This window comes from Paraburkholderia yinzeri (genome assembly GCF_046581065.1).
Taxonomy (GTDB): domain Bacteria; phylum Pseudomonadota; class Gammaproteobacteria; order Burkholderiales; family Burkholderiaceae; genus Paraburkholderia.
In genome coordinates, this window is sequence record NZ_JBFOCJ010000001.1 from 3258230 (window position 1) to 3284026 (window position 25797).

The following is a 25797-nucleotide window of genomic DNA, read 5'->3' on the forward strand; positions in this document are numbered from 1 at the left end:
CGCCCCTTCTTCATTCATCGCGCCTGGATGCGCTCAGAAATAGTGCCGCGTGAGAAACTCCGCGACGCACGCGGGCCGCTCGCCACCTTCGCGCTCGATGGTCACGTCCCACGTTACCTGTACGCCGCCGTCGCCGACCTCGCTCACTTCCTTCACGCCGAAGCGCGCCCGCACCTTCGCTCCCACGGGCACCGGTGAAGTGAAGCGCACGCGGTTGAGCCCGTAGTTGACGCCCATGCGCTGACGCATCTGCACGGTCTGTTCGAGCAGCGCCGGGATCAGCGAAAGCGTGAGAAAACCATGCGCGATCGGACCGCCGAACGGCGACTCGCGGCGCGCGCGTTCCGCGTCGACGTGAATCCACTGATGGTCGCCGGTGGCATCGGCAAAGCCCAGTACCTGCGGCTCGCCTACTTCGATCCAGCCGCTCACGAACGGCGCGCCGCCTGCAAGCGCGCGCAGCGCGGCAAGGTCGGCGATCTGCACGATACCGCTCTCGCTCACGATGCGCTCCCGGTTTGGCCCACGCCAGGATGGCGCAATCCGAACAGCCCTTTCGAGCGCACCGTCACGACGGTCTCGCCGTGCTGGTTGACGCCTTCCCAGCGCGTTTCGACGATACCGCGATCGGGCTTGCTCTCCGACACGCGCTTGCTGACGATGGTGTTCTTCATCGTCAGCGTGTCGCCGACGCGCGTCGGCTTGAGCCAGCGGATCTCGTCGACGCCGGGCGAGCCCATCGAGGTCGAATCGCGCAGGAAGTGGCGCACGAGCAGCCCCATCATGACCGAGCACGTGTGCCAGCCGCTCGCCACGAGGCCGCCGAACATCGACGCCTCGCCGCCCGCCTCGCTCACGTGGAACGGCTGCGGATCGAACTGCTCCGCGAAATGCACGATCTCGTCGCGCGTGAACGTATGCGAGCCGACTTCATACGTCTTGCCCACTTCCAGGTCTTCGTAGCTCAAGCCCATCGTTGCTTCCCTCGCTGCTGCCGCGGTGTTCACGCCGCCGCCTTCGCAAAGCCCGGCAGCGCGGCGAACCGCTCCAGATGATGATCGACGTCGCCAAGCGTCGTGTCGATGATCGTGAGGCGCTTGAACAGATGCGCCGCGGCGACCTCGTTGGTGACACCCATGCCACCGTGCAGCTGCACGGCCTGCTGGCCGACGTAACGCGCCGCCTGCCCCACGCGCACCTTCGCGGCGGAAATCGTGCGGCGGCGCTCGTCCGGCGACTCGCTACTGTAACGCGCCGCGGCAAGATACGTGAGCGAGCGCGCCTGCTCGGCGTGGATCAACATTTCGGCCATGCGATGCTGCAGCGCCTGGAAACGCGCGATCGGCACGCCGAATTGCTGACGCGTTTTCGTGTACTCGACGGTCGCGTGATTGAGCGCATCCATCGCGCCGACGGCTTCCGCGCACAGCAGGAAGGTCGCGTAGTCGGCGATCTGCTCGAGCGTTGCCGCGCCCACCGAGGCATCGCCCAGACGCCGCGCGGGCGTGCCGTCGAACCTCAGCGTCGCGGCACGCTGGCCATCGATCGTGCGGTAATCGCTCACTGCAACACCCTCGGCGTCGCGGGCCACGACAAACAGCGCGATGTCGCCACCAAGACGCGCCGGCACGATCCAGTAGTCGGCCTGAGCGCCATGCTGCACGACGGACTTGGCGCCCGAAAGCGCAAAGCCGTTGCCGGTTTCCTTTGCCATGGTCTCGATCGAGAACAGGTCGTAACGCGCATCGGGCTCGTGAAACGCCACGGCAACGCGCGCCTCGCCTGCTGCCACGCGTTCGAGCAGTTGCGCGTTCTCGGGCTGCGCGGTTCCCGCCAGCCTGAGCGCCTCGACACCCACCGCCGTCGCCCAGTAAGGCTCGACCACGAGCGCGCGGCCAAGCTCCTGCATGACGACCAGCATGTCGAACGGCGTGCCGTCGAAGCCGCCCTGGTCCGCCGGCACCGGCAGCGCCGTGAGACCGAGTTCGACGAACGCGCTCCAGTGGTCGGCCGAGACACCTTCAGCCGTCTTCACGATCGCCTGGCGCGCTTCGAAGCCGTAGTTCTTGTCGAGATAGCGACGCAGTGCGTCGGTGAGTTGCTGTTGCTCTTCGGTGAAATTGAAGTTCATGCGCCGCTCCTCAAAGCCCCAGGATCATCTGCGAGATGATGTTCTTCTGGATTTCGTTCGACCCGCCGTAGATCGACGTCTTGCGATAGTTGAAGTAGTAAGCCGCGAGCGGGGCCGCATCATCGTCGCCGCCGGCCGCATGTGCGTCTTCGCCTTCGAGGAAGGCCGGATCGAACGGTGCGGCGAGCGGGCCGACCGCGTCGACCATCAGCTCGGTCAGCGCCTGCTGGACCTCGGTGCCCTTGATCTTGAGCATGGACGCCTCGGGACCGGGCCCGCGCCCGGCGCCTTCGCTCGCGATCACGCGTTCGACGGTCACCTCGAGCGCCATCAGCTCGATCTCGACGGCGGCGACGCGCGCCGCGAAGAGCGGGTCTTCGAGCAACGGCTTGCCGTGCTTCTTTTGCTTGAGCGCGAGCTTCTTGAGGAACGCGAGTTCGCGCTTCGAGGCGCCCACGCGCGCGATGCCGGTGCGCTCATGACCGAGCAGATACTTCGCGTACGTCCAGCCGCGGTTCTCCTCGCCCACCCGATTTTCGACGGGAACCTTCACGTCCTCGAAGAACACTTCGTTCACCTCATGCTCTTCGTCGAGCATGATGATCGGACGCACGGTGATGCCTGGCGTCTTCATGTCGACCAGCAGGAACGAGATGCCTTCCTGCTTCTTCGCAGCCGGATCGGTGCGCACGAGGCAGAACATCATGTCGGCGTGCTGGCCCAGCGTGGTCCAGGTCTTCTGGCCGTTCACGACGTAGTGATCGCCCGAATCGTCCTGGACCCGGACGGCGCGCGTGCGCAGCGAAGCGAGGTCGGACCCGGAGCCGGGTTCGGAGTAGCCCTGGCACCACCAGTCGGTTCCCGCCAGGATGCGCGGCAGATAGTAGCGCTTCTGCGCTTCGTTGCCATACTTCATAATCACCGGCGCGACCATCGACACGCCGAATGGCAGCACCGGCGGCGCGCCGATGCGTGCGCACTCCTCGTCCCAGATATGACGCTGAGCGGTGTCCCAGCCCGGGCCGCCGTACTCCACGGGCCACGCGGGCGCGGACCAGCCGCGTTGACCGAGCAGCTTGTGCCAGCTCGCGATGTCGTCACGACTCAGACGTTTGTGGTTGAGAATCTTCTCGCGCGCGGCTTGAGGCACGTTAGCCTCGAGCCAGGCGCGGATTTCGGCGCGGAATGCGTCGTCGGCGGGGGAATAATCGAGATCCATGCGCAGTGTCTCCTGGCCGCGGCCGGTGCGGGACAACCCCGCGCCGCGGCGAAGACCCGCAGGATTACTGCAGCGAGTCCTTCAGCGCGGCCGGAACCGGCAGCGGCATCACGTCGATGCCTTCTTCGACGAGGGCTTGCGCATCTTCCGCGGAAGCGACTCCGCGGATGTTGCGCGACGGCGCTTCGTTGTAGTGAATACGCCGTGCCTCCTCGGCGAAACGGTCGCCCACGTTCTCCGTCTTCTCCAGGACCTCGCGCAGTGCGCGCATCGCCTTAGCCTGCCAATGCGCCGCGCCATCCGGGGCAGGCCGCTGGCTCGCCTCGGCGGCACCCGACAAATTTAGCCGGGGTGCGGACGGCAGGCGGCTCACTTCCTTGGCGCCGCACATCGGACATTCGACCAGCTTGCGAGAAAGCTGCGACTCGAAGTCGTCAGCGGACGCGAACCAGCCTTCGAACCGATGGCCGTCTGGACACTGTAAATCGAGAACCTTCATGGGGAATCGGGGCTTGGCAACGAGTGTAGCGCAAAATGACGATTTGTGAACGACCGTTCGTAAATTTTCCGGCAGGCCGTTCTCGGCGTAACCATTTATTGTAGCGCTGCGTAGCTTGCGCCGCTCATGCCCTCAACCCTGCTCGATCTTGCCCAGCGGCCAGGTTCCCGAGAGTGCCTTCTCGAGCCAGAACGTGCCGATGATCGTCTTGACGTCGGTGATCTTGCCGTTGCGCACCCATTCGAGCAGTTCCGGCACGGTCGCCGTGAACGTCTCCAGGAACTCGCCTTCGTCGAGCTTCGCCTCGCCCGCGGTCAAACCGCGCGCGAGATAGATGTCGATGAATTCCGTCGAGTACGAGATGACCGGATGAATCTGGGTCAGGTAGAGATACTCGCGCGCCGTATAGCCCGTTTCTTCCTGAAGCTCGCGTTTCGCGCAGGCCAGCGCTCCTTCCTGCGGGTCGAGCTTGCCGGCCGGAAACTCGGTCATCACGCGCGCGAGCGGATAACGGTATTGACGCTCCATCAGCACGCGGCCGTCGTCGAAAAGGGGGATCACCATCACGGCGCCTGGGTGCACGACGAATTCGCGCGTCGCGTGCTTGCCGTCGGGCAACGCTACCGTGTCGCGTTTGAGGGTCAGGAAGTTACCCGAATAGAGCGTCGTGCTTTGCACGCACGTCTCGGCAAGTGCCGGGTCGTGTTTCTGATGTTCAGCCATTTTGAACCTCTGGATAGCGCACAGATGCGGCAGTGCAAAGAGAGTGCCCGCGCCTCATGACAAAACGAGGCGCGTGGGACGCAGATTACGCCGGGCGGCGCTTGACGAGATATTGCCAGGTGAAGCCGGGGAACGCGAACACCACGAACAGGCTGAACGTGATGGCGTAGAACTGCCAGCCCTGATCGAACCGGTTGCCGGCGCGCGCTTCGAACATGAACCCGAACGCGCCGACCACAAAATACAGCACGATCAGTTCGGCGATGCGCAGCCACGCGCTCTTCTTCTGGGTGCGCAGCGACACGACGCCGAACAGCCGTTGATTGACGAACGGCAGGTTGGCGCCGGCGAGCGCCAACAGCACGATAAACCAGCCCGCTGCCGACATTACAGCGGCAGCGTATGCGCGACGGCTCGCAGGCAGAGCGACATCAGCGGACCAGGAAGGATGCCGAGCACCAGCACGGCCGCACCGTTGACCGTGAGCAGCGCGCGGTTGAACGTATGGCCTTCGATCGGCGCCGTGTCGTTCGGCGCGTCGAAGTACATCAGCTTCACGATACGCAGGTAGTAGAACGCGCCGAACAGCGACGTGATCACCGCAAGAATCGCGAGCCAGGTCAGGCCGGCGTCCATCGTCGCTTCGAGCACCGCGAGCTTCGCGTAGAAGCCCACCGTCGGCGGAATGCCGGCGAGCGAGAACATCATGAGCAGCATGACGAACGCGAACACTGGGCTGCGCTGATTCAGGCCCTTGAAGTCGTCGAGCGTTTCGGCTTCGAAGTCGCGGCGCGTCAGCAGCATCACGATACCGAACGCGCCGAGCGTCGTAAGCAGATAGATGATGCTGTAGAACATGGCCGAACTGTAGGCGCTGGCCGCCCCGCTCGCCTTGCCGTCCACGATGCCGGCCAGCAGGCCGAGCAGCACGAAGCCCATGTTCGAGATCGCCGAGTACGCCAGCATGCGCTTGACGTTGCGCTGAACGATACCCGTGATGTTGCCGACGATCATCGAAAGCGCGGCGAGGATGATGAGCATTTCCTGCCAGTCGACGGCGAGCGGCAAAAGTCCCATCACGAGAAAGCGCACGGCCCACGCGAAAGCCGCGACCTTCGGGCCGCCGCCGGTAAGCAGCGTCATTGCCGTTGGCGCGCCCTGATAGACGTCAGGCACCCACATGTGGAACGGCACCGCGCCCATCTTGAACGCCACGCCCGCGACGACGAACACCACGCCGAACAGCAGCACGATGTCGTTGATGTGGCCCGACGCCACGGCCTTGAGCACTTCGTTCAGTTCGAGCGAGCCGGTCGCGCCATAGAGCATCGAGATGCCGTACAGCAGGAAGCCCGAAGCGAGCGCGCCGAGCACGTAGTACTTCATCGCGGCTTCGTTCGACTGGCCGGTATCGCGGCGAATCGCGATCACGGCGTAGAGCGAGAGCGACATCAGCTCGAGGCCGAGATAGAGCGTGAGGAAGTTGTTGCCCGAGATCATGACGAGCTGACCGAGCAGCGAGAACATGCCGAGCAGGAAGAACTCGCCCCGGAACATGTCCCGGTCTTCCAGGTACTTGCGCGAATAGACGATCGACACGGCGTAGCCGAGCGACACGACCGCTTTCATCGCGCTGGCGAACGCATCGACCACGTACATCCGCGAGAAGTAGTAGTACACGTGCGGATCGAACGCATTCGCCGCGAACCAGATGCCGGCCACGAGCGTGGACAGCAGTGCGATGAGGTACGTCGTCTTGCGGCCCGAGGGACCGGTGAACGTGTCGTTGAGCCACGCGACGACGACGGCGGTCATCACCAGCGCGTCGGGCAGCAGTTCGTTCATAGGGGCGTTTGGCATAATCTTTAAGTCCTCCGCTCGGTATTACTGCGACAGCGGCAGCTTCGACACTGCGACGTGGGAGAGGAGGTTATCCACTGAAACGTGCATCACATCGGTAAAGGGCTTCGGGTAGATGCCCATGAAAAGCGTCAGCAGCGCGAGCACTGCCAGCATGAGGTACTCGCGACGGTCGATGTCCTTCAGATCGCGGACGTGGTCGTTCACGACCGCGCCGAAGTACACGCGCTTGTACATCCACAACGTATAGGCCGCGCCGAGTATCAGCGTGAACGCTGCCGCGAAAGCGATCCAGAAGTTGAACTGCACCGCGGCCAGAATCACCATGAACTCGCCGACAAAGCCCGACGTGCCCGGCAAGCCGCAGTTGGCCATGGCGAACAGCATCACGAGCGCGGCGAACTTCGGCATCGTGTTGACGACGCCGCCGTAATCGGAGATCTGGCGCGTATGCATGCGGTCGTACAGCACGCCGATACAAAGGAACATGGCGCCCGAAACGAAGCCGTGCGAGATCATCTGGATGATCGAGCCTTCCATCGCCAACTGCTGGGATGGGCCGAACATAAAGAAGCCGAGCGTGACGAAGCCCATGTGGGCGATCGACGAGTACGCCACCAGCTTCTTCATGTCCGCCTGCACCATCGCGACCAGTCCGATATAGATGACCGCAATGAGTGACAGCGTGATGATGAACGGCGCGAGATAGTGACTCGCGTCGGGCGTGATGGGCAGCGAGAAGCGCAGGAAACCGTACGCGCCGAGCTTCAGCATGATCGCGGCCAGCACGACCGAACCGCCCGTGGGCGCCTCCACGTGCGCGTCCGGCAACCACGTATGGATCGGGAACATCGGCACCTTCACCGCGAAGGCGAAGAAGAACGCGATGAAGAGCAGGATCTGCGGCGTCATGCCGAGTCTCGCGGCCTGCCACGTGGCGAGATCGAAGGTGTGCGTCTCGCGGTACATGTACAGCAGCGCGACCAGCATCAGGAGCGAACCGGCCAGCGTATAGAGAAAGAACTTGAACGCCGCGTACACGCGATTCGGGCCGCCCCAGATACCGATGATGATGTACATCGGGATCAGCGTGGCTTCGAAGAACACGTAGAACAGCAGGCCGTCGGCGGCGCAGAAGACGCCGATCATCAGCCCCGACAGGATCAGGAACGCCGCATAGTATTGCGCAACGTTCCTCTGGATGACCTGCCAGCCCGCGATCACGACGATCACGGTCATGAGCGACGTCAGCACGACGAACCACATCGCGATGCCGTCGATGCCCAGGTGATAGGCAATATTGAACCGCTCGATCCAGACCGACTTCTCCTCGAACTGCAGGGCAGCCGTGGTCGTGTCGAAGCCCGAAACGAGCGGAAGCGTGACGAGGAAACTCAGCACAGAACCGATGAGCGCGAGCCAGCGGTCCGCGCTCGAGCTCCGAAGGGAACCCACTACCAGAACTACGATGCCGAACAGGATCGGCAGCCAGATCGCAATACTTAGAATCGGATATGTGTGCATTCAGTTTCCCTCGCCTTATTTGCCGCCGAGCGTTACAAACAGGGTCAGGAGGCCGAGCATACCAATGATCATGGCAAATGCGTAGTGATAGATATAGCCGGATTGCAGGAATCGAATAACAGTTGCAAACCAGCCGATAAACTTGGCGCTCCCGTTCACGACGCCGTCGATCACGACGACATCGCCCTCCTTCCACAGACCGCGACCGATCGCGACCGCTCCGCGAGCGAAGACGATTTCGTTGATCTTGTCGAGGTAATACGCGTTAGCCAGCAGCTTGTAGACCGGCGAGAACGTACGCGACACGACGGCCGGCAGATCTGGGCGCTTCATATAGAAGAACCACGCCACCACCACGCCCGCGAGCGCGAGCCACACCGGCAGGCCGGAGAATGCATGCGCACCCATCGCGGCCCAACCCTGGAACTCCTGACTCATGTCGGCAAGTCCCGGGTGGTTCTGGCCGATGAAGATGACGTTCTGGAACGCCACGCCCGGCGAGAAAAAGCCGCCGTAGAGCAACGGCTGGATCGCATAGGCGCCCGAAATCACCGAAGGAATCGCGAGCAGAACGAGCGGCACCCAGATCACCCACGGCGACTCGTGCGGCTCGTGCGCATGGTGGTGATCGTCGTGGTCGTGGCCGCCATGGGCCGCCGCATGGGCTGCCTGCGCGGCCTCGATGCCCATCGGCGACTCGGGATGCTTTGGACCGCGGAAGCGCTCGGCGCCATGGAACACGAGGAAATACATGCGGAACGAGTACAGCGCCGTCACGAACACGCTCGCGACCACCGCGAAGTACGCGAAGCCCGAACCTGCCAGGTGCGAGGCCTTCACCGCATCGATGATCGAATCCTTCGAATAGAAGCCCGAGAAGAACGGCGTGCCGATCAGCGCGAGCGAGCCGATGAGCGAGGTGATCCACGTGATCGGCATGTATTTGCGCAGACCACCCATGTTGCGCATGTCCTGATCGTGGTGCATGCCGATGATGACCGAACCCGCGGCGAGGAACAGCAGCGCCTTGAAGAACGCGTGCGTCATCAGGTGGAAGATCGCGACCGGATAGGCCGACACGCCGAGCGCCACGGTCATGTAGCCGAGCTGCGAGAGCGTGGAGTACGCGACCACGCGCTTGATGTCGTTCTGGACCACGCCAAGGAAGCCCATGAAGAGCGCGGTGATGGCGCCGATCACGACGATGAACGAGAGCGCCGTTTCCGAGAGTTCGAAGAGCGGCGACATGCGCGCGACCATGAAGATACCGGCCGTCACCATGGTTGCCGCGTGAATCAGCGCGGAGATCGGCGTCGGGCCTTCCATCGAGTCGGGCAGCCAGACGTGCAGCGGAAACTGCGCCGACTTGCCCATCGCGCCGATGAAGAGGCAGATACAGGCCACCGTAAGCAGGTTCCACGAGGTGCCTGGGAACGTCAGCGTGGCGAGCTCGTTACCCTTCGCGAACACGTCGCTGTAGTTCAGCGAGCCGCCATAGGCAAGCAGGAGACCGATGCCGAGCAGGAAGCCGAAGTCGCCCACGCGGTTCACGAGGAACGCCTTCAGGTTCGCGTAGATGGCGCTTTCACGCTTGAAGTAGAAGCCGATCAGCAGGTACGAGACGAGGCCCACCGCTTCCCAGCCGAAGAACAACTGCAGGAAGTTGTTGCTCATCACGAGCATCAGCATCGAGAAGGTGAAGAGCGCGATGTACGAGAAGAAGCGCTGGTAGCCGTCCTCGTCCGCCATGTAGCCGATGGTGTAGATGTGCACCATCAGCGACACGAAGGTCACGATGACCATCATGAGCGCCGTGAGCGAGTCGACGAGGAAGCCAACTTCGAACTTTAGCCCGCCAACCGACATCCATTCGTACACGGTCGCGTTGAAGCTCGCGCCGCCGAGCACGTCGAGCAGCGTGATGCACGAGAGCACGAACGCGATCGCGACGCCGAGAATGGTGACCGTATGCGCACCCGCGCGGCCCACGGTCTTGCCGAAGAGACCGGCAATCAGGGAGCCGGCAAGGGGTGCCAGCGGAATCGCCAGCAACAGGGATTCGTTGAGTGTTGTTGCCATAGCCGCCTGCCTTAGCCTTTGAGCTGATCGAGATCCTCGACGTTGATCGTGTCGAGGCTGCGGAACAGAGTCACAAGAATAGCCAGACCAATCGCGGCTTCCGCTGCCGCAACCGTTAGCACGAAGAACACGAAAATCTGTCCGTGTATATCACCCAGATAGTGCGAGAACGCGACGAAATTCGTGTTCACCGCCAACAGCATCAGCTCGATCGCCATCAGGATGATGATGACGTTGCGCCGATTCAGAAAAATGCCGACGATCGAGATCGCAAAAAGGATCGCGCCGAGGACGAGATAATGGGCCAGGGTCAACATGGTTCGCTCCTCCGCGCTTTAAGCCTTGGTACCGGCCGGGGCGTCGCCCGCGGCGGCGCCATCGGTTGCCTGCACCGTTTCCGGCACTTCCTTCTCCGGCTGCATCTTCACGAGGCGCACGCGATCCTGACGGCGCACGCTCACCTGCTTCGCGACGTCCTGGCGCTTGGAGTCCTTCGGCTCGCGCACGGTCAGCGCAATCGCCGCGACGATCGCCACGAGCAGCACGAGACCCGCCACTTCGAACGCGAAAATGTAGTCGGTATAAATGATCTTGCCGATCAGATGCGTGTTCGACACGGCCGTTGCGGCAGCGGCCGACGTATCGGGCACGGGCTGCAAGGTCGCGCCGTAACCACGCCACAGGATCAGCGCGGTCTCGACCACGATGATGCCGCCCACGATGGTCGCCACCGGAATGAAGCGCTTGAAGTCGCGGCTCAGCACGTCGACGTTGATGTCCAGCATCATCACCACGAACAGGAACAGCACCATCACCGCGCCCACGTAGACGAGCACCAGCAGGATCGCGAGGAATTCCGCCTCGAGCAGCATCCAGATCGCGGCCGCGTTGAAGAACGCCAGAACGAGGAAGAGCGCCGACGCAACGGGGTTGCGCGACGTGATCACCTTCAGCCCTGACAACGTCAGCAGCAGGGCGAAGATGTAAAACAGGACGGTCGTGAATTCCATGATTACGGGTTCATCGTTGAGGCCATCTTAAGGCGGGTTGCGCGGCGCAGGCTGGCGGCCAGACCAGGGAGCGTCGCGCCGCGGCGTTTCGGGCTGGGGAAAGGTGCCGTTTTCCGGCACAGCCCTTCCCCACAGCCGGCCCCGCCGCGGGCCGATGCAGCGTCAAACTGAATATCAACGGTACGGTGCATCCGCTGCCTTGTTTGCTGCGATCTGTGCTTCGTAGCGATCGCCAACAGCCAGCAGCATGTCCTTCGTGAAATACAGATCGCCACGCTTCTCGCCGTGATACTCGAGAATGTGCGTTTCGACGATCGAATCGACCGGGCAGCTCTCTTCACAGAACCCGCAGAAGATGCACTTGGTCAGGTCGATGTCGTAACGTGTCGTGCGGCGCGTGTTGTCCTCGCGCACCTCGGATTCGATCGTGATCGCGAGCGCGGGACACACGGCCTCGCACAGCTTGCACGCGATGCACCGCTCTTCGCCGTTCTCATAGCGGCGCAGCGCGTGCAGGCCGCGAAAGCGCGGCGAGATGGGTGTCTTTTCTTCCGGGAACTGCACGGTGAACTTGCGCTTGAAGGTATAACGGCCAGTCAGCGCGAGACCTTTGAGAATCTCGGTCAGAAAAAACGTCTTGAAGAAGTTTTGGATAGCGTTCATTGCGTCGCCCCTTATTTCCAGATGCTCAACGGCGACATGTACCAGAAGCCGACGACGATCAGCCACACCACGCAGACCGGAATGAACACTTTCCAGCCCAGACGCATGATCTGGTCATAGCGGTAGCGCGGCAAGGTCGCGCGCGCCCAGATGAACACCGAAAGGAGACAGAAGACCTTCAGCACGAGCCAGAACACGCCCGGGATGAAGTCGAGGAAACCGAACGGCGCGCTCCAGCCGCCGAGGAACAGCACCGAGGCCAGCGCCGAGATCACGATCATGTTGATGTACTCGGCGAGGAAGAACAGCGCGAACGCCATCCCCGAGTAATCGATCATGTGACCCGCGACAATTTCCGACTCCCCTTCCACCACGTCGAACGGGTGGCGGTTCGTCTCAGCCAGACCCGAGATGAAGTAGACGACGAACATCGGCAGGAGCGGCAGCCAGTTCCACGAGAGGAACGTGATGCCCCAGCTCGCGAACATGCCGCGCATCTGCCCTTCTACGATGTCCGAGAGGTTCAGGCTGCCCGAGACCATCAGCACGACGACGAGCGCGAAGCCCATCGCGATTTCGTACGACACCATCTGCGCCGCGGCGCGCATCGCGCCAAGGAACGCGTACTTCGAGTTCGAGGCCCAGCCCGCGAGAATCACGCCGTACACGCCAATCGACGAGATCGCCATCACGTAGAGCAGGCCCGCGTTGATGTTGCCGAGCACCGCACCCGCCTGGAACGGGATCACGGCCCAGACGGCGAACGCCGGCACCACCACCATGATCGGCGCGACCATGTAGATCCAGCGACTGGCCTGGGCGGGCTGGATGACTTCCTTGAGCAGCAGCTTCAGCACGTCGGCGATCGGCTGCAGGAGACCGGCGGGACCCACGCGGTTCGGGCCGAGACGCACGTGCATCCAGCCGATCAGCTTGCGCTCCCAGAGGATCAGGTACGCCACGCACAGCAGGATCACCACCGCGACGACGAGAATGCGCACCAGTGCCCACACGGTGGGCCATGCCACGCCGAGCAGCTGGCTGCCGCCTGCATTGATCGTATCGAACAAGCTCATTTAGGCCTTCTCCACCAGCAGTTCACCGAACAGGCTGCCGAGCTGCGCGCCGGCCGGCGTCGCCGCCGAAACGCGCACCACCGTCGGCGCAAGATTCGCATCGCGCGTAGCCGGCGCTGTGACCGACAGGTCGCCCTGGCGCACGCGCACCGCTTCGCCTTCCTTCAGACCGAGCTGGTCGAAAAGCGCGGCCGGCAGACCGACTGTGTTCGCCACGCGTGCGGCCGTCGTGAGCTGCAGCGACTCGGCGCGGCGCACGAGCGGGTCGGCGTGGTAGATCGGCACGTCGGAAATGCGTTCGAAACGGCCTTCGGCTGCCTTCGCCGCAGTGCCCTTCGCGACCGGTGCGCCCGCCCGGTTCGAGAGACGCTGCGCGAAATCGCCGTCTCCCAGCGCCTTGCGGCGCACTTCTTCCGACGTGTCGTATTCGAAGCCGTGCGCGCCGAGCAGCGTGCCCAGCACGCGCAGCACCTTCCATGCGGGACGCGTCTCGCCAAGCGGACGCACCACGCCGTTGAACAGCTGCACCGTGCCTTCGGCGTTCACGAACGTGCCGGCGGTCTCGGTGTACGGCGCGATCGGCAGCAGCACGTCGGCGTACTCGAGGCCCGTCTTGAACGGCGAGAGCATCACGACCATTTCGGCCTGGCCCAGCGCGGCGCGCGCCGCAGCCGGGTTCGCCGTGTCGAATTCGGGCTCGACGTTGAGCAACAGGTAGCCCTTGCGCGGCTGTTCGAACGCTTCGCGCGCGTTCAGGCCGTCGTTGCCCGGCAATGCGCCCACGAGGTAGGCGCCAACCGTGTTGCCTGCTTCGGTCAGGAAGCCGAGCGTCGCACCGGTCGTTTCGGCGATGAACTGCGCCGCGGCATGCAAGCGCGAGAAGTCCGGATGCTGGACGGCAGCATTGCCGAGCAGCACGAAGCGGCGCTCGCCGCTCGCGAGCGAGGCGGCGACCTGCTTCGCACCATCGCTCGCCTGCGTGCCCGCAAAGGCTTCCGGCAACGCGACGCCCTTCGCCTCGGCCGCCGCGGCGGCAATGCCGGCCAGTTCGTCGAGCCACGCCGAAGGCGCGGCGACGATGCGCTGCGCGCCCGGGATCAGCGAGCCGTCGGCCGTAGCCTGCAGCAGCGCGACCTGCGCGCCGCCCTTCGCGGCCTGGCGCAAGCGCGCAGCGAAGAGTGCGTGGTCGCGGCGCAGGAACGAGCCGATCACGAGCGCGGCATCGGCGTACGACAGATCGGCGATCTTCGTGCCGAGCCACGGCGCACCCGTCAGCGGCGCCGAGAAGTCGCTCTGGCGCAGGCGGAAGTCGACGTTCGGCGTGCCGATCGCGTTCGCAAGCTGCTTGAGCAGATAGAGTTCTTCCGTCGTGCTGTGCGGGCTGGCAAGCGCGGCGATCATGTTCTCGCCGTGCTCGTCGCTGATGCCGTTGATGCCCTTCACGACGTAGTCGAGCGCCGTCTGCCAGTCGGTCTCGACCCACTCGCCGCCCTGCTTGAGCATCGGGCGGGTCAGGCGGTCTTCGCTGTTCAGGCCTTCGTATGAGAAGCGATCCTTGTCCGAGATCCAGCACTCGTTGATCGCCTCGTTTTCGTACGGCAGCACGCGCATCACGCGGTTGTTCTTGACCTGGACGATGAGGTTCGCACCGGTCGAATCGTGCGGGCTCACCGACTTGCGGCGCGAGAGCTCCCACGTGCGCGCCGAGAAGCGGAACGGCTTGCTCGTGAGCGCGCCGACCGGGCACACGTCGATCATGTTGCCCGAGAGTTCCGAGTCCACCGTCTTGCCGACGAACGACGTGATTTCCGAGTGCTCGCCGCGGCCTAGCATGCCGAGCTCCATCACGCCCGCGATCTCGTCGCCAAAGCGCACGCAGCGCGTGCAGTGAATGCAGCGCGACATCTCTTCCATCGAGATGAGCGGACCCACGTTCTTGTGGAACACCACGCGCTTTTCTTCGCTGTAGCGCGAGGCCGATTTGCCGTAGCCCACGGCCAGATCCTGCAACTGGCATTCGCCGCCCTGGTCGCAGATCGGGCAGTCCAACGGGTGGTTGATGAGCAGGAACTCCATCACAGCTTGCTGGCCCTGCACGGCCTTTTCGGACGACGTGCGCACGACCATGCCCTGGGACACCGGGGTCGCGCAGGCGGGCACGGCCTTCGGCATCTTCTCGACATCGACAAGACACATCCGGCAGTTGGCCGCAATCGACAGCTTCTTGTGATAGCAGAAGTGCGGGATGTACGTGTCCACCCGCTGCGCAGCCTGGATCACCATGCTGCCCTCGGGCACCTGCACCTTCTTGCCGTCTATTTCAAGTTCAACCATGATGGTTAATCGTCCCTAACCTGTTACCGCGCTATTGCGCTTTCACGCCTGTCGCGGTCTACCCCGTTGCGTCCTGCCACGCGGCTCGCGCCCAACGTGCTGCCTGTCCTGTTCGCCGGCCTTTTACCGTCAAGCGGCCACCGTCTCCGATGCCGCGTGCGAGTCGGCATGTCCGCCGACGAGGCAACGCTTGTTGTGCACGTGATATTCGAATTCGTCCCAGTAGTGCTTGAGCATACCGCGCACGGGCATGGCCGCCGCATCGCCGAGCGCGCAGATCGTGCGGCCCATGATGTTGCCCGCCACCGAGTTCAGCAGGTCCAGGTCTTCCTGGCGGCCAAGGCCGTGCTCGATTCGATGAACCACGCGATAGAGCCAGCCCGTGCCTTCGCGGCACGGCGTGCACTGGCCGCACGACTCTTCGTAATAAAAGTACGAGAGGCGCAGCAGCGAGCGCACCATGCAGCGCGTTTCGTCCATGACGATGACCGCGCCCGAGCCGAGCATCGAGCCCTGCTTGGCGATCGAGTCATAGTCCATGTCGGTCTGCATCATGATGTCGCCCGGAATGACCGGCGCCGACGAGCCGCCCGGAATCACGGCCTTGAGCTTCTTGCCGCCGCGCATGCCGCCGGCGAGCTCCATGAGCGTCGCGAACGGGGTGCCGAGCGGGATCTCGTAGTTGCCCGGACGCTCCACGTCGCCCGAGATCGAGAAGATCTTCGTGCCGCCGTTGTTCGGCTTGCCGAGTTCCATGTACGTCTGCGGGCCGACCGTCAGCAGGAACGGCACCGCCGCGAACGTCTCGGTGTTGTTGATCGTGGTGGGCTTGCCGTACACGCCGAAGCTCGCCGGGAAAGGTGGCTTGAAGCGCGGCTGGCCCTTCTTGCCTTCGAGCGATTCCAGCAGCGCGGTTTCCTCGCCGCAGATGTACGCGCCGTAACCGTGGTGCGCGTGCAACTGGAACGAGAAGTCCGTGCCCAGAATGTTGTCGCCGAGCAAGCCCGCCTGGCGCGCTTCTTCGAGTGCAGCCTCGAAGCGGCGATACACCTCGAAGATTTCGCCGTGGATGTAGTTGTAGCCCACGGTAATGCCCATCGCGTACGCGCCGATGGCCATACCTTCGATCACGGCATGCGGGTTCCAGCGCAGGATGTCCCGATCCTTGAACGTGCCGGGCTCGCCCTCGTCCGAGTTGCAGACGAGGTACTTCTGGCCGGGGAACTGACGCGGCATGAAGCTCCACTTCAGGCCGGTCGGAAAGCCCGCGCCGCCGCGGCCGCGCAGACCGCCGGCCTTCACGTCGGCGATCACCTGCTCGGGCGGAATCTTCTCTTCGAGAATGCGGCGCAGCTGCTTGTAGCCGCCGCGCGCAACGTAGTCTTCGAGGTGCCAGTTCTCGCCGTTCAGGCCCGCGAGAATCAGCGGTTTGATGTGACGGTCGTGCAACGAAGTCATTTCGAAAGCTCCTCGAGCAACTGGTCGATCTTCTCGCGGCTCATGAAGCTGCACATGCGGTGATTGTTCACGAGCAGCACCGGTGCGTCGCCGCACGCGCCCATGCACTCACCCTCCTTGAGGGTGAACTTGCCGTCGGACGTGGTCTCGCCGAAGTCGATGCCCAGCTTCTCTTTCAGGTATTCGGCGGTAGCCTCGGCGCCGCCGTGCGGGCCGAGCTGGCACGGCAGGTTCGTGCAGAGCGTGATCTTGTGCTTGCCGACGGGCGTTGTCTCGAACATCGTGTAGAACGTGGCGACTTCCTGGACCGCGACAGGCGGCATGCCGAGGTAGTCGGCGACGAACTGCATGAGCTCGGGCGACAGCCAGCCATGCTCTTCCTGAGCAACGGCCAAAGCCGCCATGACGGCGGACTGTTTCTGATCGGCGGGGTACTTGGTCAGCGCGCGATCGATTTCTTTCAGGCCTTCAGCTGAGATCATTTTCAGACACGACTCTTTCAATTCCTACCGTTTCGATTCCCGCCAGACACAAACCTGCCGCGCGTTACATGGACCTGCTCGCTGCGACAGACGTGGCGTTCCCGGTATTTCGCCGCGCACCCTTCCCGATCGGGCGCGCCGGCCATTTGCTGCCTAGCGGTCGATTTCCCCGAACACGATGTCCTGCGTGCCGATGATCGTAACCGCGTCGGCAATCATGTGCCCGCGCGCCATTTCGTTCAGCGCGGACAGGTGGGCGTAACCCGGCGCGCGGATCTTCAGACGATACGGCTTGTTCGCACCGTCCGACACCAGGTAGATGCCGAATTCCCCCTTCGGATGCTCGACGGCGGCATAGGCCTCGCCCTCGGGCACGTGGAAACCTTCGGTGAAGAGCTTGAAGTGGTGAATCAGCTCTTCCATGTTCGACTTCATGTTCACGCGCGAAGGCGGCGCAATCTTGTGATTGTCGACCATCACGGGGCCGGGATTCTTGCGCAGCCACTCAATGCACTGTTTCGCAATGCGAGTGGACTGACGCATTTCCTCGACCCGGACGAGATAGCGGTCGTAGCAGTCGCCGTTCACGCCCACCGGAATGTCGAAATCCATCTGGTCATACACTTCGTACGGCTGCTTCTTGCGCAAATCCCATTCGATACCCGAACCGCGCAGCATCGCACCCGTCAGGCCGAGCTGCATGGCCCGCTCCGGGGTCACCACGCCGATGCCGACGAGACGCTGCTTCCAGATCCGGTTGTCGGTGAGAAGCGTTTCGTACTCGTCGACACAGCCCGGGAAGCGCGTGAAGAAGTCGTCGATGAAGTCCAGCACCGAGCCCTGGCGCGCTTCGTTCATGCGCGCGAGCGCCTTCTCGTTGTGGATCTTCGACGCTTTGTATTGCGGCATCGCGTCAGGCAGGTCGCGATAGACGCCGCCCGGACGATAGTAGGCCGCGTGCATGCGCGCGCCCGACACCGCCTCGTACACGTCCATCAGGTCTTCGCGCTCGCGAAACGCGTAGAGGAACACCGCCATCGCGCCGACGTCGAGCGCGTGCGAGCCGATCCACATGAGGTGGTTCAGCACGCGGGTAACCTCGTCGAACAGCACGCGGATGTACTTCGCGCGGATCGGCGGCTCGATGCCGAGCAGCTTTTCGATCGCAAGCACGTAACCGTGCTCGTTGACCATCATCGACACGTAGTCGAGTCGGTCCATGTACGGCACCGACTGAATGAAGGTCTTGTTTTCGGCAAGCTTTTCGGTCCCGCGATGCAGAAGGCCGATATGCGGATCGGCGCGCTGGATCACTTCCCCGTCGAGTTCGAGCACGAGGCGCAGCACACCGTGCGCTGCCGGGTGCTGCGGGCCGAAGTTGAGCGTGTAGTTCTTGATCTCTGACATGCGACCCTCTTACTGTTTCTTCAGACCGCCGTACCGATCCTCGCGGATCACGCGCGGCGTGATTTCACGCGGCTCGATCGTCACCGGCTGATAGACCACGCGCTTCTGCTCCGGGTCGTAACGCATTTCGACGTAGCCGGAGATCGGGAAGTCCTTGCGGAACGGATGGCCGATGAAGCCGTAGTCGGTGAGGATGCGGCGCAGGTCGGGATGGCCGTCGAACACGATGCCGAACAGGTCGAACGCCTCGCGCTCGTACCAGTTCGCCGAGTTCCAGATCTCGAAGACCGAGGGCACGATCGGCACCTCGTCGTCCGGCGCGAAGACGCGCAGGCGCAGGCGCCAGTTATGCGTGATCGAGAGCAGTTGCGACACGGCGGCAAAGCGCGGGCCGTCCCAGGCCCCGTCGCCGTAAGTCTGGTAGTCCACCCCGCTAACGTCGATGAGTTGCTCGAAGCGCAGCGTGGGGTTGTCGCGCAGATCCTTCGCGACATCGAGGTAGTCGCCCGCTTTCACGACCAGCGTGAGTTCGCCGAGCGCCTCGGTGAGGCTGACGATGCGCGCGCCAAGAGCCGTTTCGAGGTTCGCTTTCAGGGTCTCGAGTTTGCTTGCCATATTGTGGGAGGCACGCGGCCTTTATTGACGTGCGATGGTATTGGTGCGGCGGATCTTCGCCTGCAACTGGATCACCCCGTAGACCAGCGCTTCCGCGGTGGGCGGGCAACCCGGCACGTAGACATCGACCGGCACGATACGGTCGCAGCCGCGCACGACCGAGTACGAGTAGTGGTAGTAGCCGCCGCCGTTGGCGCACGATCCCATCGAGATCACCCAGCGCGGCTCGGCCATCTGGTCGTAGACCTTGCGCAGCGCGGGCGCCATCTTGTTGCAGAGCGTGCCGGCGACGATCATGACGTCGGACTGGCGCGGGCTGGGACGGAACACAACCCCGAAGCGGTCGAGGTCGTAACGGGCGGCGCCCGCATGCATCATCTCGACCGCGCAACACGCGAGCCCGAACGTCATCGGCCACAGCGAGCCGGTGCGCGTCCAGTTGATCAGCTTGTCAGCCGTAGTGGTGACAAACCCTTCCTTCAAGACCCCTTCGATACTCATGTGTTTTCCACTCCAGACGGACGACCAGCAGTGTGCCTGTAGAGCCGCCCTTACGCTATCCGGTGATTAACCCGTCACTCCCAGTCGAGGCCACCCTTCTTCCAGATGTAGGCGAAGCCCAGCAGGAATTCGAGCAGGAACAGCATCATCGACAGGAAGCCCGGCCAGCCGATGTCGCGCAGGGCCACACCCCACGGGAACAGGAACGCCGTTTCGAGATCGAAGATGATGAAAAGGATGGCAACCAGGTAGTAGCGTACGTCGAACTTCATACGCGCGTCTTCGAACGCTTCAAAGCCGCACTCGTAAGGCGAGTTCTTTTCGCTGTCTGGCCGGTTGGGGCCGAGGATCTTGCCGATGGTAACCAGCGCTACGCCCAGACCGAGACCTACGAGGAGGAACAACAGGACAGGGTAATAGGCAGCGAGGTTCAAGGCTATCCTCTATCGGTTGGTTCAGGGTTCCGCAGAACATGTCGCTCCGCGGGGTCACTTCACGTACTTCGCGCTGCGAACAATAAACGAACACGATGCCAGAAGCAAAAATGCCAGCCCGAGCTGAAGCAAGTGGCTGGCATTTTGTAGAATAACATTGGTGCCGACGGCGAGACTCGAACTCGCACAGCTTTCGCCACTACCCCCTCAAGATAGCGTGTCTACCAATTTCACCACGTCGGCACTACATGCAATCCGGGAGGACAATTTTGTTGAAACCCGCGAATCGCTTCAAGACTTAAATTCTAACTTGCCTTAGCGATTTGTTCAATGCACAAAAACAAGTTTTTCTAAATTTATTTCGGCACATCATTACCTGGAGCCGAGCCCGCCTTTGCCGGCGATGCTGCTGCCGGAGCGGATGCGGCAGGCGCTGCAGCAACCACACTGGCAGGCGCTACAGCAGCCGGAACCGAAGCAGCGACAGGTGCCGGAGACGCAGCACCCAACACACCAGCCGACGGCTTCGCATGATACGACCCCAAGTAGGTTAATGCAAGGGTCGAGGCGAAAAAGACCGTGGCAAGAACCGCCGTCGTACGCGAGAGGAAATTAGCGGAACCGCTCGCGCCAAACAGGCTGCCCGAGGCGCCACTACCAAATGCGGCACCCATGTCCGCGCCCTTGCCGTGCTGAAGCAGCACGAGGCCAATTACCCCGATCGCCGACAGAAGCTGAACGACGATAATCAACGTTTTCAAATACAGCATCACACTCACCTGAGTCCTGGTTGAACGCAGCCGGGTCACGGCCTGCGCATACGCGCCTCACGCGCTCATTCAAGCGCGCGGGCGCAACTTCCTAGCCCTTTAACCCGCGACATCCGCGCCCGCCGCAGCGGCCGCGCAAATCGCGAGAAAATCTTCTGCCTTCAACGAGGCGCCGCCGATCAGGCCGCCATCGATGTCGGCCTGGCGGAACAGCTCCGCCGCGTTCTCCGGCTTCACACTGCCGCCGTAGAGCAACAGCACGCCGGCCGCCTGCGCGCCCTTCGCCGCAAGCCGCGCGCGCAGAAACGCGTGCACCTGCTGCGCCTGCTCCGACGTCGCGCTCCGACCCGTGCCAATAGCCCAGACCGGCTCGTACGCCACCACGATACGCGCGGCCTCGCCGGCCGTCAGCACAGCCAGCACGGCCTCGAGCTGCGCGCCGACCACCTTCTCCGTCGCGCCCGATTCGCGCTCTTCGAGCGTTTCGCCCACGCAGACAATGGGCGTGAGCCCCGCTGCCAGCGCGCGCTGCGCCTTCGCCGCCACGAGTTCCGAGCTTTCGCCGTGATACGCGCGCCGCTCCGAGTGGCCCACGATCGCATACGTGGCCTCGAAGTCGGCAACCATACCCGCCGCGACCTCACCGGTGTACGCGCCCTGCTCGTGCGCCGATATGTCCTCCGCACCCCAGGCTACCCGGCTACCGCCAAGCAGCGCCTGAGCCTGCGCGAGATACGGGTGCGGCACGCACACGCCGACACGCACCTCCTGAGGCAGCGCCTCGGCGCCACGCGCGACACCTTCGAGCAGCGCCGCGTTGACCGCGAGGCGACCATGCATCTTCCAGTTACCGACTACCAGCTTGGCTCGTTGATTCGACATTGTTTCGGTTGCGGTTAAAAGCGGGCGCAAAACACGCAATTTTACTGCGCGAAATCGAAGCGGGTCAAACCGCCGCGTTTCGTTCGCGCCCTTTGTCACGCAGAAAGGTGGCGGAATTCAGGCCTGCGACTCTCCATCAGACTAAATCGGCCTCAATCATCCCAGGCGAGGACGATCTTGCCGATATGCTCGCTGCTCTCCATGAGCGCATGCGCTTCGGCCGCCTGCGCCGCGGGAAACACGCGGAACACCACCGGTTTGATATGGCCCTCCTCTATCAGCGGCCATACGCGCTCCTTCAGGTCGCGTGCGATCCGCGCCTTGAATTCGACCGGGCGAGCACGCAGCGTCGACCCCGTGATCGTCAGTCGCCGACGCATGATCTCGGGCAGGTTGACCTCCGCTTTCGCACCGCCCAGCGTCGCGATCAGGACGATGCGGCCACCGTCGGCCAGCGCGGTCAGCTCGCGCGGCATATAGCCGCCTCCCACCATGTCGAGGATCACGTCCACGCCGCGATCGTTCGTGAGCGCCTTCACCACGTCGACAAAATCTTCGCTGCGATAGTTGATCGCCCGTTCCGCGCCCAGTTGCTCGCAGGCGCGGCATTTGTCGTCGGAGCCCGCCGTCACGAAGACGCGATAGCCGAGCGCATGCGCCATCTGGATCGCCGCCACGCCGATACCGCTCGAACCGCCCTGCACGAGCAGCGTCTCGTTCGCGCCGCCCTCGCCCGCGCCAAGCTGGCCGCGCTGGAACACGTTCGTCCAGACCGTGAAGAAGGTTTCCGGCAGCGACGCGGCCTCGATGTCCGACAGCCCCTGCGGAACCGGCAGGCACTGGCCGAGCGGCGCCACGGCGTACTCGGCGTAGCCGCCGCCCGCGATCAGCGCGCATACGCGCTCGCCGATCTTCAGGCCGAACGGATTGTTCTTCTCGTCGATCGTCCCGCCGATGATTTCACCCGCCACCTCCAGCCCCGGCAAATCGGAGACGCCCGGCGGCGGCGCATAGGAGCCCTTGCGCTGGAACACGTCGGGCCGGTTCACGCCCGCCGCCGCGACCTTGATCAGCACTTCGCCCGACTTCGGCTCGGGCATGGGACGCTCGGTCAGCTTGAGCACGTCCGGTGCACCAAATTCGGTAATCTCGACAGCCTTCATCTCGCGTCCCCCTGAGTCTGGATGGCATTGCGCACGCGGCGCCCGCTCCATGCATGAGCAATGTCATACAGACATTCCATCATGAAAAACGGCCGGCGCGCCAAAGCGCTGCCGGCCGTTACAGGCTACCGCATTATTGCTGCGGCTCGCCTTGCGGTGCACTGCCGCCGTTGCCGCCTGCCGCTGCGTCGTTCAGCAGCGCCTTGGCCGACAGGCGCACGCGGCCCTTCTCGTCCGTCTGGATGACCTTGACCTTCACGATCTGGCCTTCCTTCAGATAGTCGTTGATGTCCTTGATGCGCTCGTTGGCGATCTCGGAGATGTGCAGCAGACCATCCTTGCCCGGCAGCAGGTTCACGATCGCGCCGAAGTCCAGCAGCTTGAGCACCGGGCCTTCGTAGATCTGACCGACTTCGATTTCGGCCGTGATGTTCTCGATGCGCTTCTTCGCTTCGGCCATGCCTTCGCTCGACGTGCTCGCGATGGTCACGACGCCGTCGTCCGAGATGTCGATCGTGGTGCCGGTTTCTTCGGTCAGCGCGCGGATCACCGAACCACCCTTGCCGATCACGTCGCGGATCTTTTCCGGGTTGATCTTGACGGTGATCATGCGCGGAGCGTACGCCGACAGCTCCGTGTTCACGCCCGACACCGCCGACGTCATCTTGCCGAGGATGTGCATGCGGCCTTCCTTCGCCTGTGCGAGCGCGACCTGCATGATTTCCTTGGTGATGCCCTGGATCTTGATGTCCATCTGGAGCGCGGTCACGCCCGCTTCCGTGCCCGCCACCTTGAAGTCCATGTCGCCGAGGTGGTCTTCGTCGCCGAGGATGTCGGTCAGCACGGCAAACTTGTTGCCTTCGAGGATCAGGCCCATCGCGATGCCCGCGACGTGCGCCTTCATCGGCACGCCGGCGTCCATCAGCGCGAGGCAGCCGCCGCACACCGATGCCATCGACGACGAACCGTTCGACTCGGTGATTTCCGAGACCACGCGGATCGAGTAGCCGAACTCCTCGGCGCTCGGCAGGCACGCGACGAGCGCGCGCTTGGCGAGACGGCCGTGGCCGATTTCACGGCGCTTCGGCGAACCCACGCGGCCCGTTTCGCCGGTCGCGAACGGGGGCATATTGTAGTGGAGCATGAAGCGGTCGCGGTACTCGCCTTCGAGCGCGTCGATGATCTGCTCGTCGCCCTTGGTGCCGAGCGTCGCGACCACGAGTGCCTGCGTCTCGCCGCGCGTGAAGAGCGCCGAGCCGTGGGTGCGCGGCAGCACGCCGGTGCGGATCTCGATGGGGCGCACGGTGCGCGTGTCGCGGCCGTCGATGCGCGGCTCGCCGTTCAGGATCTGCGAGCGGACGATCTTCGCTTCGAGGTCGAACAGGATGTTGCCGACCGAAGCCTTGTCGGCCGCAACCGTGCCGGCAGCAGCCGCTTCTTCTTCGAGCTTCTTCGAGGTTGCCGAATAGACTTCCTTCAGCTTCGTCGAACGCTGCTGCTTGTCGCGCAGTTGATACGCGGCCAGCAGTTCGTTGTAGGCGATGTCCGTGACGCGCGCGATGAGCGCCTCGTCCTTCGGCGCCGGCTGCCAGTCCCACTCGGGCTTGCCGCCGTCGCGCACGAGCTCGTGGATCGCGTCGATGGCCGTTTGCATCTGCTCGTGGCCGAACACCACGGCGCCGAGCATCACGTCTTCCGGCAACTGATCCGCTTCCGATTCCACCATCAGCACCGCGCGCTCGGTACCGGCCACGACGAGGTCGAGGCGCGATTCCTTGCTTTGCGAGCGCGTCGGGTTCAGCACGTACTCGTTGTTGACGTAGGCGACGCGCGCTGCGCCGACCGGGCCGTTGAACGGCAGGCCCGAGATCGCCAGCGCTGCCGACGCGCCGATCAGCGCGGGAATGTCAGCCGGGATTTCCGGGTTGATCGACAGGACGTGGATCACGACCTGGACTTCGTTGTAATAGCCTTCCGGGAAGAGCGGGCGCAGCGGACGGTCGATCAGGCGCGAGATCAGCGTCTCGCCTTCCGACGGACGGCCTTCGCGGCGGAAAAAGCCGCCCGGGATCTTGCCGGCCGAGTAGGTCTTTTCGATGTAGTCGACGGTCAGCGGGAAGAAGTCCTGACCCGGCTTGGCGGTCTTCGCGCCGACGACGGTCGCGAGCACGACGGTATCTTCGACGTCGACGATGACGGCACCGCTTGCCTGACGGGCGATCTCACCCGTCTCGAGGCGCACATTGTGCTGGCCCCATTTGAATTCTTTCACGACTTTATTGAACATGGTCATGGTCTAGTCACTCCTTACTCGTTGTTATGCTGCGTGGCCTGCCATGGGCAGGCGACACGGCAATACACGGACCGGTGCCGCGCAGGAAGAGGAGTGTTATGCCATTCCAGCGAATCGCGGGTAAAGCGTACGCCCGGCGCGTGACCCGCTGGAATGACACAAAGCTCTGCCCCGTGGACCGGCCCTGCTGATGCTGCTGTTTTAGCCGCTTTTTAGCGGCTTGTCCGACTCTGGTGCTGCCTGTCCTGCCGATGCGCTCCGCCTCGCGCCAGGGCGGTGCCGGGCATCACGAAGCGGACCGTTCAAAAACAAAATGCCTGCATCAGTGGAACTGACACAGGCATCTTTCTGGAAGACCTTCCGGTTACTTGCGCAGACCCAGCTTTTCGATCAGCGCGCGGTAACGATCGGCGTCCTTGCCCTTCAGGTAGTCGAGCAGCTTGCGGCGGCGGCTCACCATGCGCAGCAGGCCACGGCGGCTGTGGTGATCCTTCGCGTGCGACTTGAAGTGGCCAGTCAGTTCGTTGATACGCGACGTGAGGAGGGCCACCTGAACTTCGGGCGAACCCGTGTCACCGGTGCCGCGCGCGAATTGCGCGACGATGTCGGATTTCTTGATATCTGCTACGGACATTTGCTTTTCCTTTAAAGCTAACGGGCGGTCACGGAAGAAA

26 protein-coding genes and 1 tRNA gene are annotated in these 25797 nt (G+C 63.4%); all 27 read right to left on the minus strand.

Annotated features, from left to right (window positions below):
- Positions 1–33: 33 nt before the first annotated feature.
- The 27 genes from WJ542_RS15505 to rpsO all read right to left on the minus strand — a co-directional run bounded on the left by WJ542_RS15505 (position 34) and on the right by rpsO (position 25757).
- On the minus strand, positions 34–504 hold the full coding sequence (locus WJ542_RS15505; protein ID WP_411190082.1) for a MaoC family dehydratase: 471 nt from the start codon (positions 502–504) through the stop codon (positions 34–36).
- Positions 501–974 carry a MaoC family dehydratase gene (locus WJ542_RS15510; RefSeq protein WP_411190083.1) on the minus strand — a complete coding sequence of 158 codons (474 nt, stop codon included), beginning with the start codon at positions 972–974 and terminating at the stop codon, positions 501–503. The genes WJ542_RS15505 and WJ542_RS15510 overlap by 4 nt, the downstream gene beginning before the upstream one ends.
- A 29-nt stretch (positions 975–1003) precedes the next feature.
- Entirely contained in the window at positions 1004–2131 is a 1128-nt protein-coding gene (locus WJ542_RS15515) for an acyl-CoA dehydrogenase family protein (RefSeq protein WP_411190084.1), read from the minus strand.
- 10 nt (positions 2132–2141) lie between these two features.
- Positions 2142–3350 carry an acyl-CoA dehydrogenase family protein gene (locus WJ542_RS15520; RefSeq protein ID WP_411190085.1) on the minus strand — a complete coding sequence of 403 codons (1209 nt, stop codon included), beginning with the start codon at positions 3348–3350 and terminating at the stop codon, positions 2142–2144.
- A gap of 64 nt (positions 3351–3414) precedes the next feature.
- Positions 3415–3849 (minus strand): DUF1178 family protein, encoded by a 435-nt coding sequence (locus WJ542_RS15525; protein ID WP_411190086.1) that lies wholly within the window; start codon positions 3847–3849, stop codon positions 3415–3417.
- A 132-nt stretch (positions 3850–3981) separates the two neighbouring features.
- Positions 3982–4572 (minus strand): NUDIX domain-containing protein, encoded by a 591-nt coding sequence (locus WJ542_RS15530; protein WP_411190087.1) that lies wholly within the window; start codon positions 4570–4572, stop codon positions 3982–3984.
- A gap of 85 nt (positions 4573–4657) precedes the next feature.
- Entirely contained in the window at positions 4658–4960 is a 303-nt protein-coding gene (locus tag WJ542_RS15535; RefSeq protein WP_411190088.1) for a DUF2818 family protein, read from the minus strand.
- Positions 4960–6432, minus strand: coding sequence for an NADH-quinone oxidoreductase subunit NuoN (gene nuoN, locus WJ542_RS15540; protein WP_411190089.1), 1473 nt, complete (start codon positions 6430–6432; stop codon positions 4960–4962). Before nuoN ends, WJ542_RS15535 begins: the two co-directional genes overlap by 1 nt.
- A gap of 24 nt (positions 6433–6456) precedes the next feature.
- Positions 6457–7956: an NADH-quinone oxidoreductase subunit M gene (locus tag WJ542_RS15545; protein WP_411190090.1), complete on the minus strand. Its 1500-nt coding sequence runs from the start codon at positions 7954–7956 to the stop codon at positions 6457–6459.
- A gap of 15 nt (positions 7957–7971) precedes the next feature.
- The gene (gene nuoL, locus WJ542_RS15550) at positions 7972–10035 is read right to left on the minus strand and encodes an NADH-quinone oxidoreductase subunit L (protein WP_411190091.1); all 2064 of its coding nucleotides are present in this window, start codon (positions 10033–10035) and stop codon (positions 7972–7974) included.
- 11 nt (positions 10036–10046) lie between these two features.
- Positions 10047–10352 carry an NADH-quinone oxidoreductase subunit NuoK gene (gene nuoK / locus WJ542_RS15555; RefSeq protein WP_027795463.1) on the minus strand — a complete coding sequence of 102 codons (306 nt, stop codon included), beginning with the start codon at positions 10350–10352 and terminating at the stop codon, positions 10047–10049.
- Positions 10353–10370: 18 nt separating this feature from the next.
- Positions 10371–11045 (minus strand): NADH-quinone oxidoreductase subunit J, encoded by a 675-nt coding sequence (locus WJ542_RS15560; RefSeq protein ID WP_411190092.1) that lies wholly within the window; start codon positions 11043–11045, stop codon positions 10371–10373.
- A 174-nt stretch (positions 11046–11219) separates the two neighbouring features.
- The gene (nuoI, locus tag WJ542_RS15565) at positions 11220–11708 is read right to left on the minus strand and encodes an NADH-quinone oxidoreductase subunit NuoI (RefSeq protein ID WP_411190093.1); all 489 of its coding nucleotides are present in this window, start codon (positions 11706–11708) and stop codon (positions 11220–11222) included.
- 11 nt (positions 11709–11719) lie between these two features.
- Positions 11720–12784: an NADH-quinone oxidoreductase subunit NuoH gene (gene nuoH, locus WJ542_RS15570; protein WP_411190094.1), complete on the minus strand. Its 1065-nt coding sequence runs from the start codon at positions 12782–12784 to the stop codon at positions 11720–11722.
- The gene (gene nuoG / locus WJ542_RS15575; RefSeq protein ID WP_411190095.1) at positions 12785–15118 is read right to left on the minus strand and encodes an NADH-quinone oxidoreductase subunit NuoG; all 2334 of its coding nucleotides are present in this window, start codon (positions 15116–15118) and stop codon (positions 12785–12787) included.
- A 129-nt stretch (positions 15119–15247) separates the two neighbouring features.
- Positions 15248–16576 (minus strand): NADH-quinone oxidoreductase subunit NuoF, encoded by a 1329-nt coding sequence (nuoF, locus tag WJ542_RS15580; protein ID WP_027795468.1) that lies wholly within the window; start codon positions 16574–16576, stop codon positions 15248–15250.
- The gene (gene nuoE / locus WJ542_RS15585) at positions 16573–17058 is read right to left on the minus strand and encodes an NADH-quinone oxidoreductase subunit NuoE (protein WP_411190096.1); all 486 of its coding nucleotides are present in this window, start codon (positions 17056–17058) and stop codon (positions 16573–16575) included. Before nuoE ends, nuoF begins: the two co-directional genes overlap by 4 nt.
- A 153-nt stretch (positions 17059–17211) precedes the next feature.
- Positions 17212–18465 (minus strand): NADH-quinone oxidoreductase subunit D, encoded by a 1254-nt coding sequence (locus WJ542_RS15590; RefSeq protein ID WP_411190097.1) that lies wholly within the window; start codon positions 18463–18465, stop codon positions 17212–17214.
- Between the two features lie 9 nt (positions 18466–18474).
- Positions 18475–19080 (minus strand): NADH-quinone oxidoreductase subunit C, encoded by a 606-nt coding sequence (locus tag WJ542_RS15595; RefSeq protein WP_411190098.1) that lies wholly within the window; start codon positions 19078–19080, stop codon positions 18475–18477.
- A 21-nt stretch (positions 19081–19101) separates the two neighbouring features.
- Positions 19102–19581, minus strand: a complete 480-nt coding sequence (locus WJ542_RS15600; protein WP_006052903.1) for a NuoB/complex I 20 kDa subunit family protein — start codon at positions 19579–19581, stop codon at positions 19102–19104.
- Positions 19582–19655: 74 nt separating this feature from the next.
- On the minus strand, positions 19656–20015 hold the full coding sequence (gene ndhC, locus WJ542_RS15605; protein ID WP_027795472.1) for an NADH-quinone oxidoreductase subunit A: 360 nt from the start codon (positions 20013–20015) through the stop codon (positions 19656–19658).
- Between the two features lie 158 nt (positions 20016–20173).
- Positions 20174–20258: transfer RNA gene (locus tag WJ542_RS15610), tRNA-Leu, on the minus strand.
- 113 nt (positions 20259–20371) lie between these two features.
- Positions 20372–20785: a preprotein translocase subunit SecG gene (gene secG, locus WJ542_RS15615; RefSeq protein ID WP_411190099.1), complete on the minus strand. Its 414-nt coding sequence runs from the start codon at positions 20783–20785 to the stop codon at positions 20372–20374.
- A 99-nt stretch (positions 20786–20884) separates the two neighbouring features.
- Positions 20885–21667 (minus strand): triose-phosphate isomerase, encoded by a 783-nt coding sequence (gene tpiA, locus WJ542_RS15620; RefSeq protein ID WP_411190100.1) that lies wholly within the window; start codon positions 21665–21667, stop codon positions 20885–20887.
- A 152-nt stretch (positions 21668–21819) separates the two neighbouring features.
- Positions 21820–22830 carry an NAD(P)H-quinone oxidoreductase gene (locus WJ542_RS15625; RefSeq protein WP_411190101.1) on the minus strand — a complete coding sequence of 337 codons (1011 nt, stop codon included), beginning with the start codon at positions 22828–22830 and terminating at the stop codon, positions 21820–21822.
- 133 nt (positions 22831–22963) lie between these two features.
- Positions 22964–25123: a polyribonucleotide nucleotidyltransferase gene (pnp, locus tag WJ542_RS15630; protein ID WP_411190102.1), complete on the minus strand. Its 2160-nt coding sequence runs from the start codon at positions 25121–25123 to the stop codon at positions 22964–22966.
- A gap of 364 nt (positions 25124–25487) precedes the next feature.
- Positions 25488–25757: a 30S ribosomal protein S15 gene (gene rpsO / locus WJ542_RS15635; RefSeq protein WP_027795476.1), complete on the minus strand. Its 270-nt coding sequence runs from the start codon at positions 25755–25757 to the stop codon at positions 25488–25490.
- Positions 25758–25797: the final 40 nt, after the last annotated feature.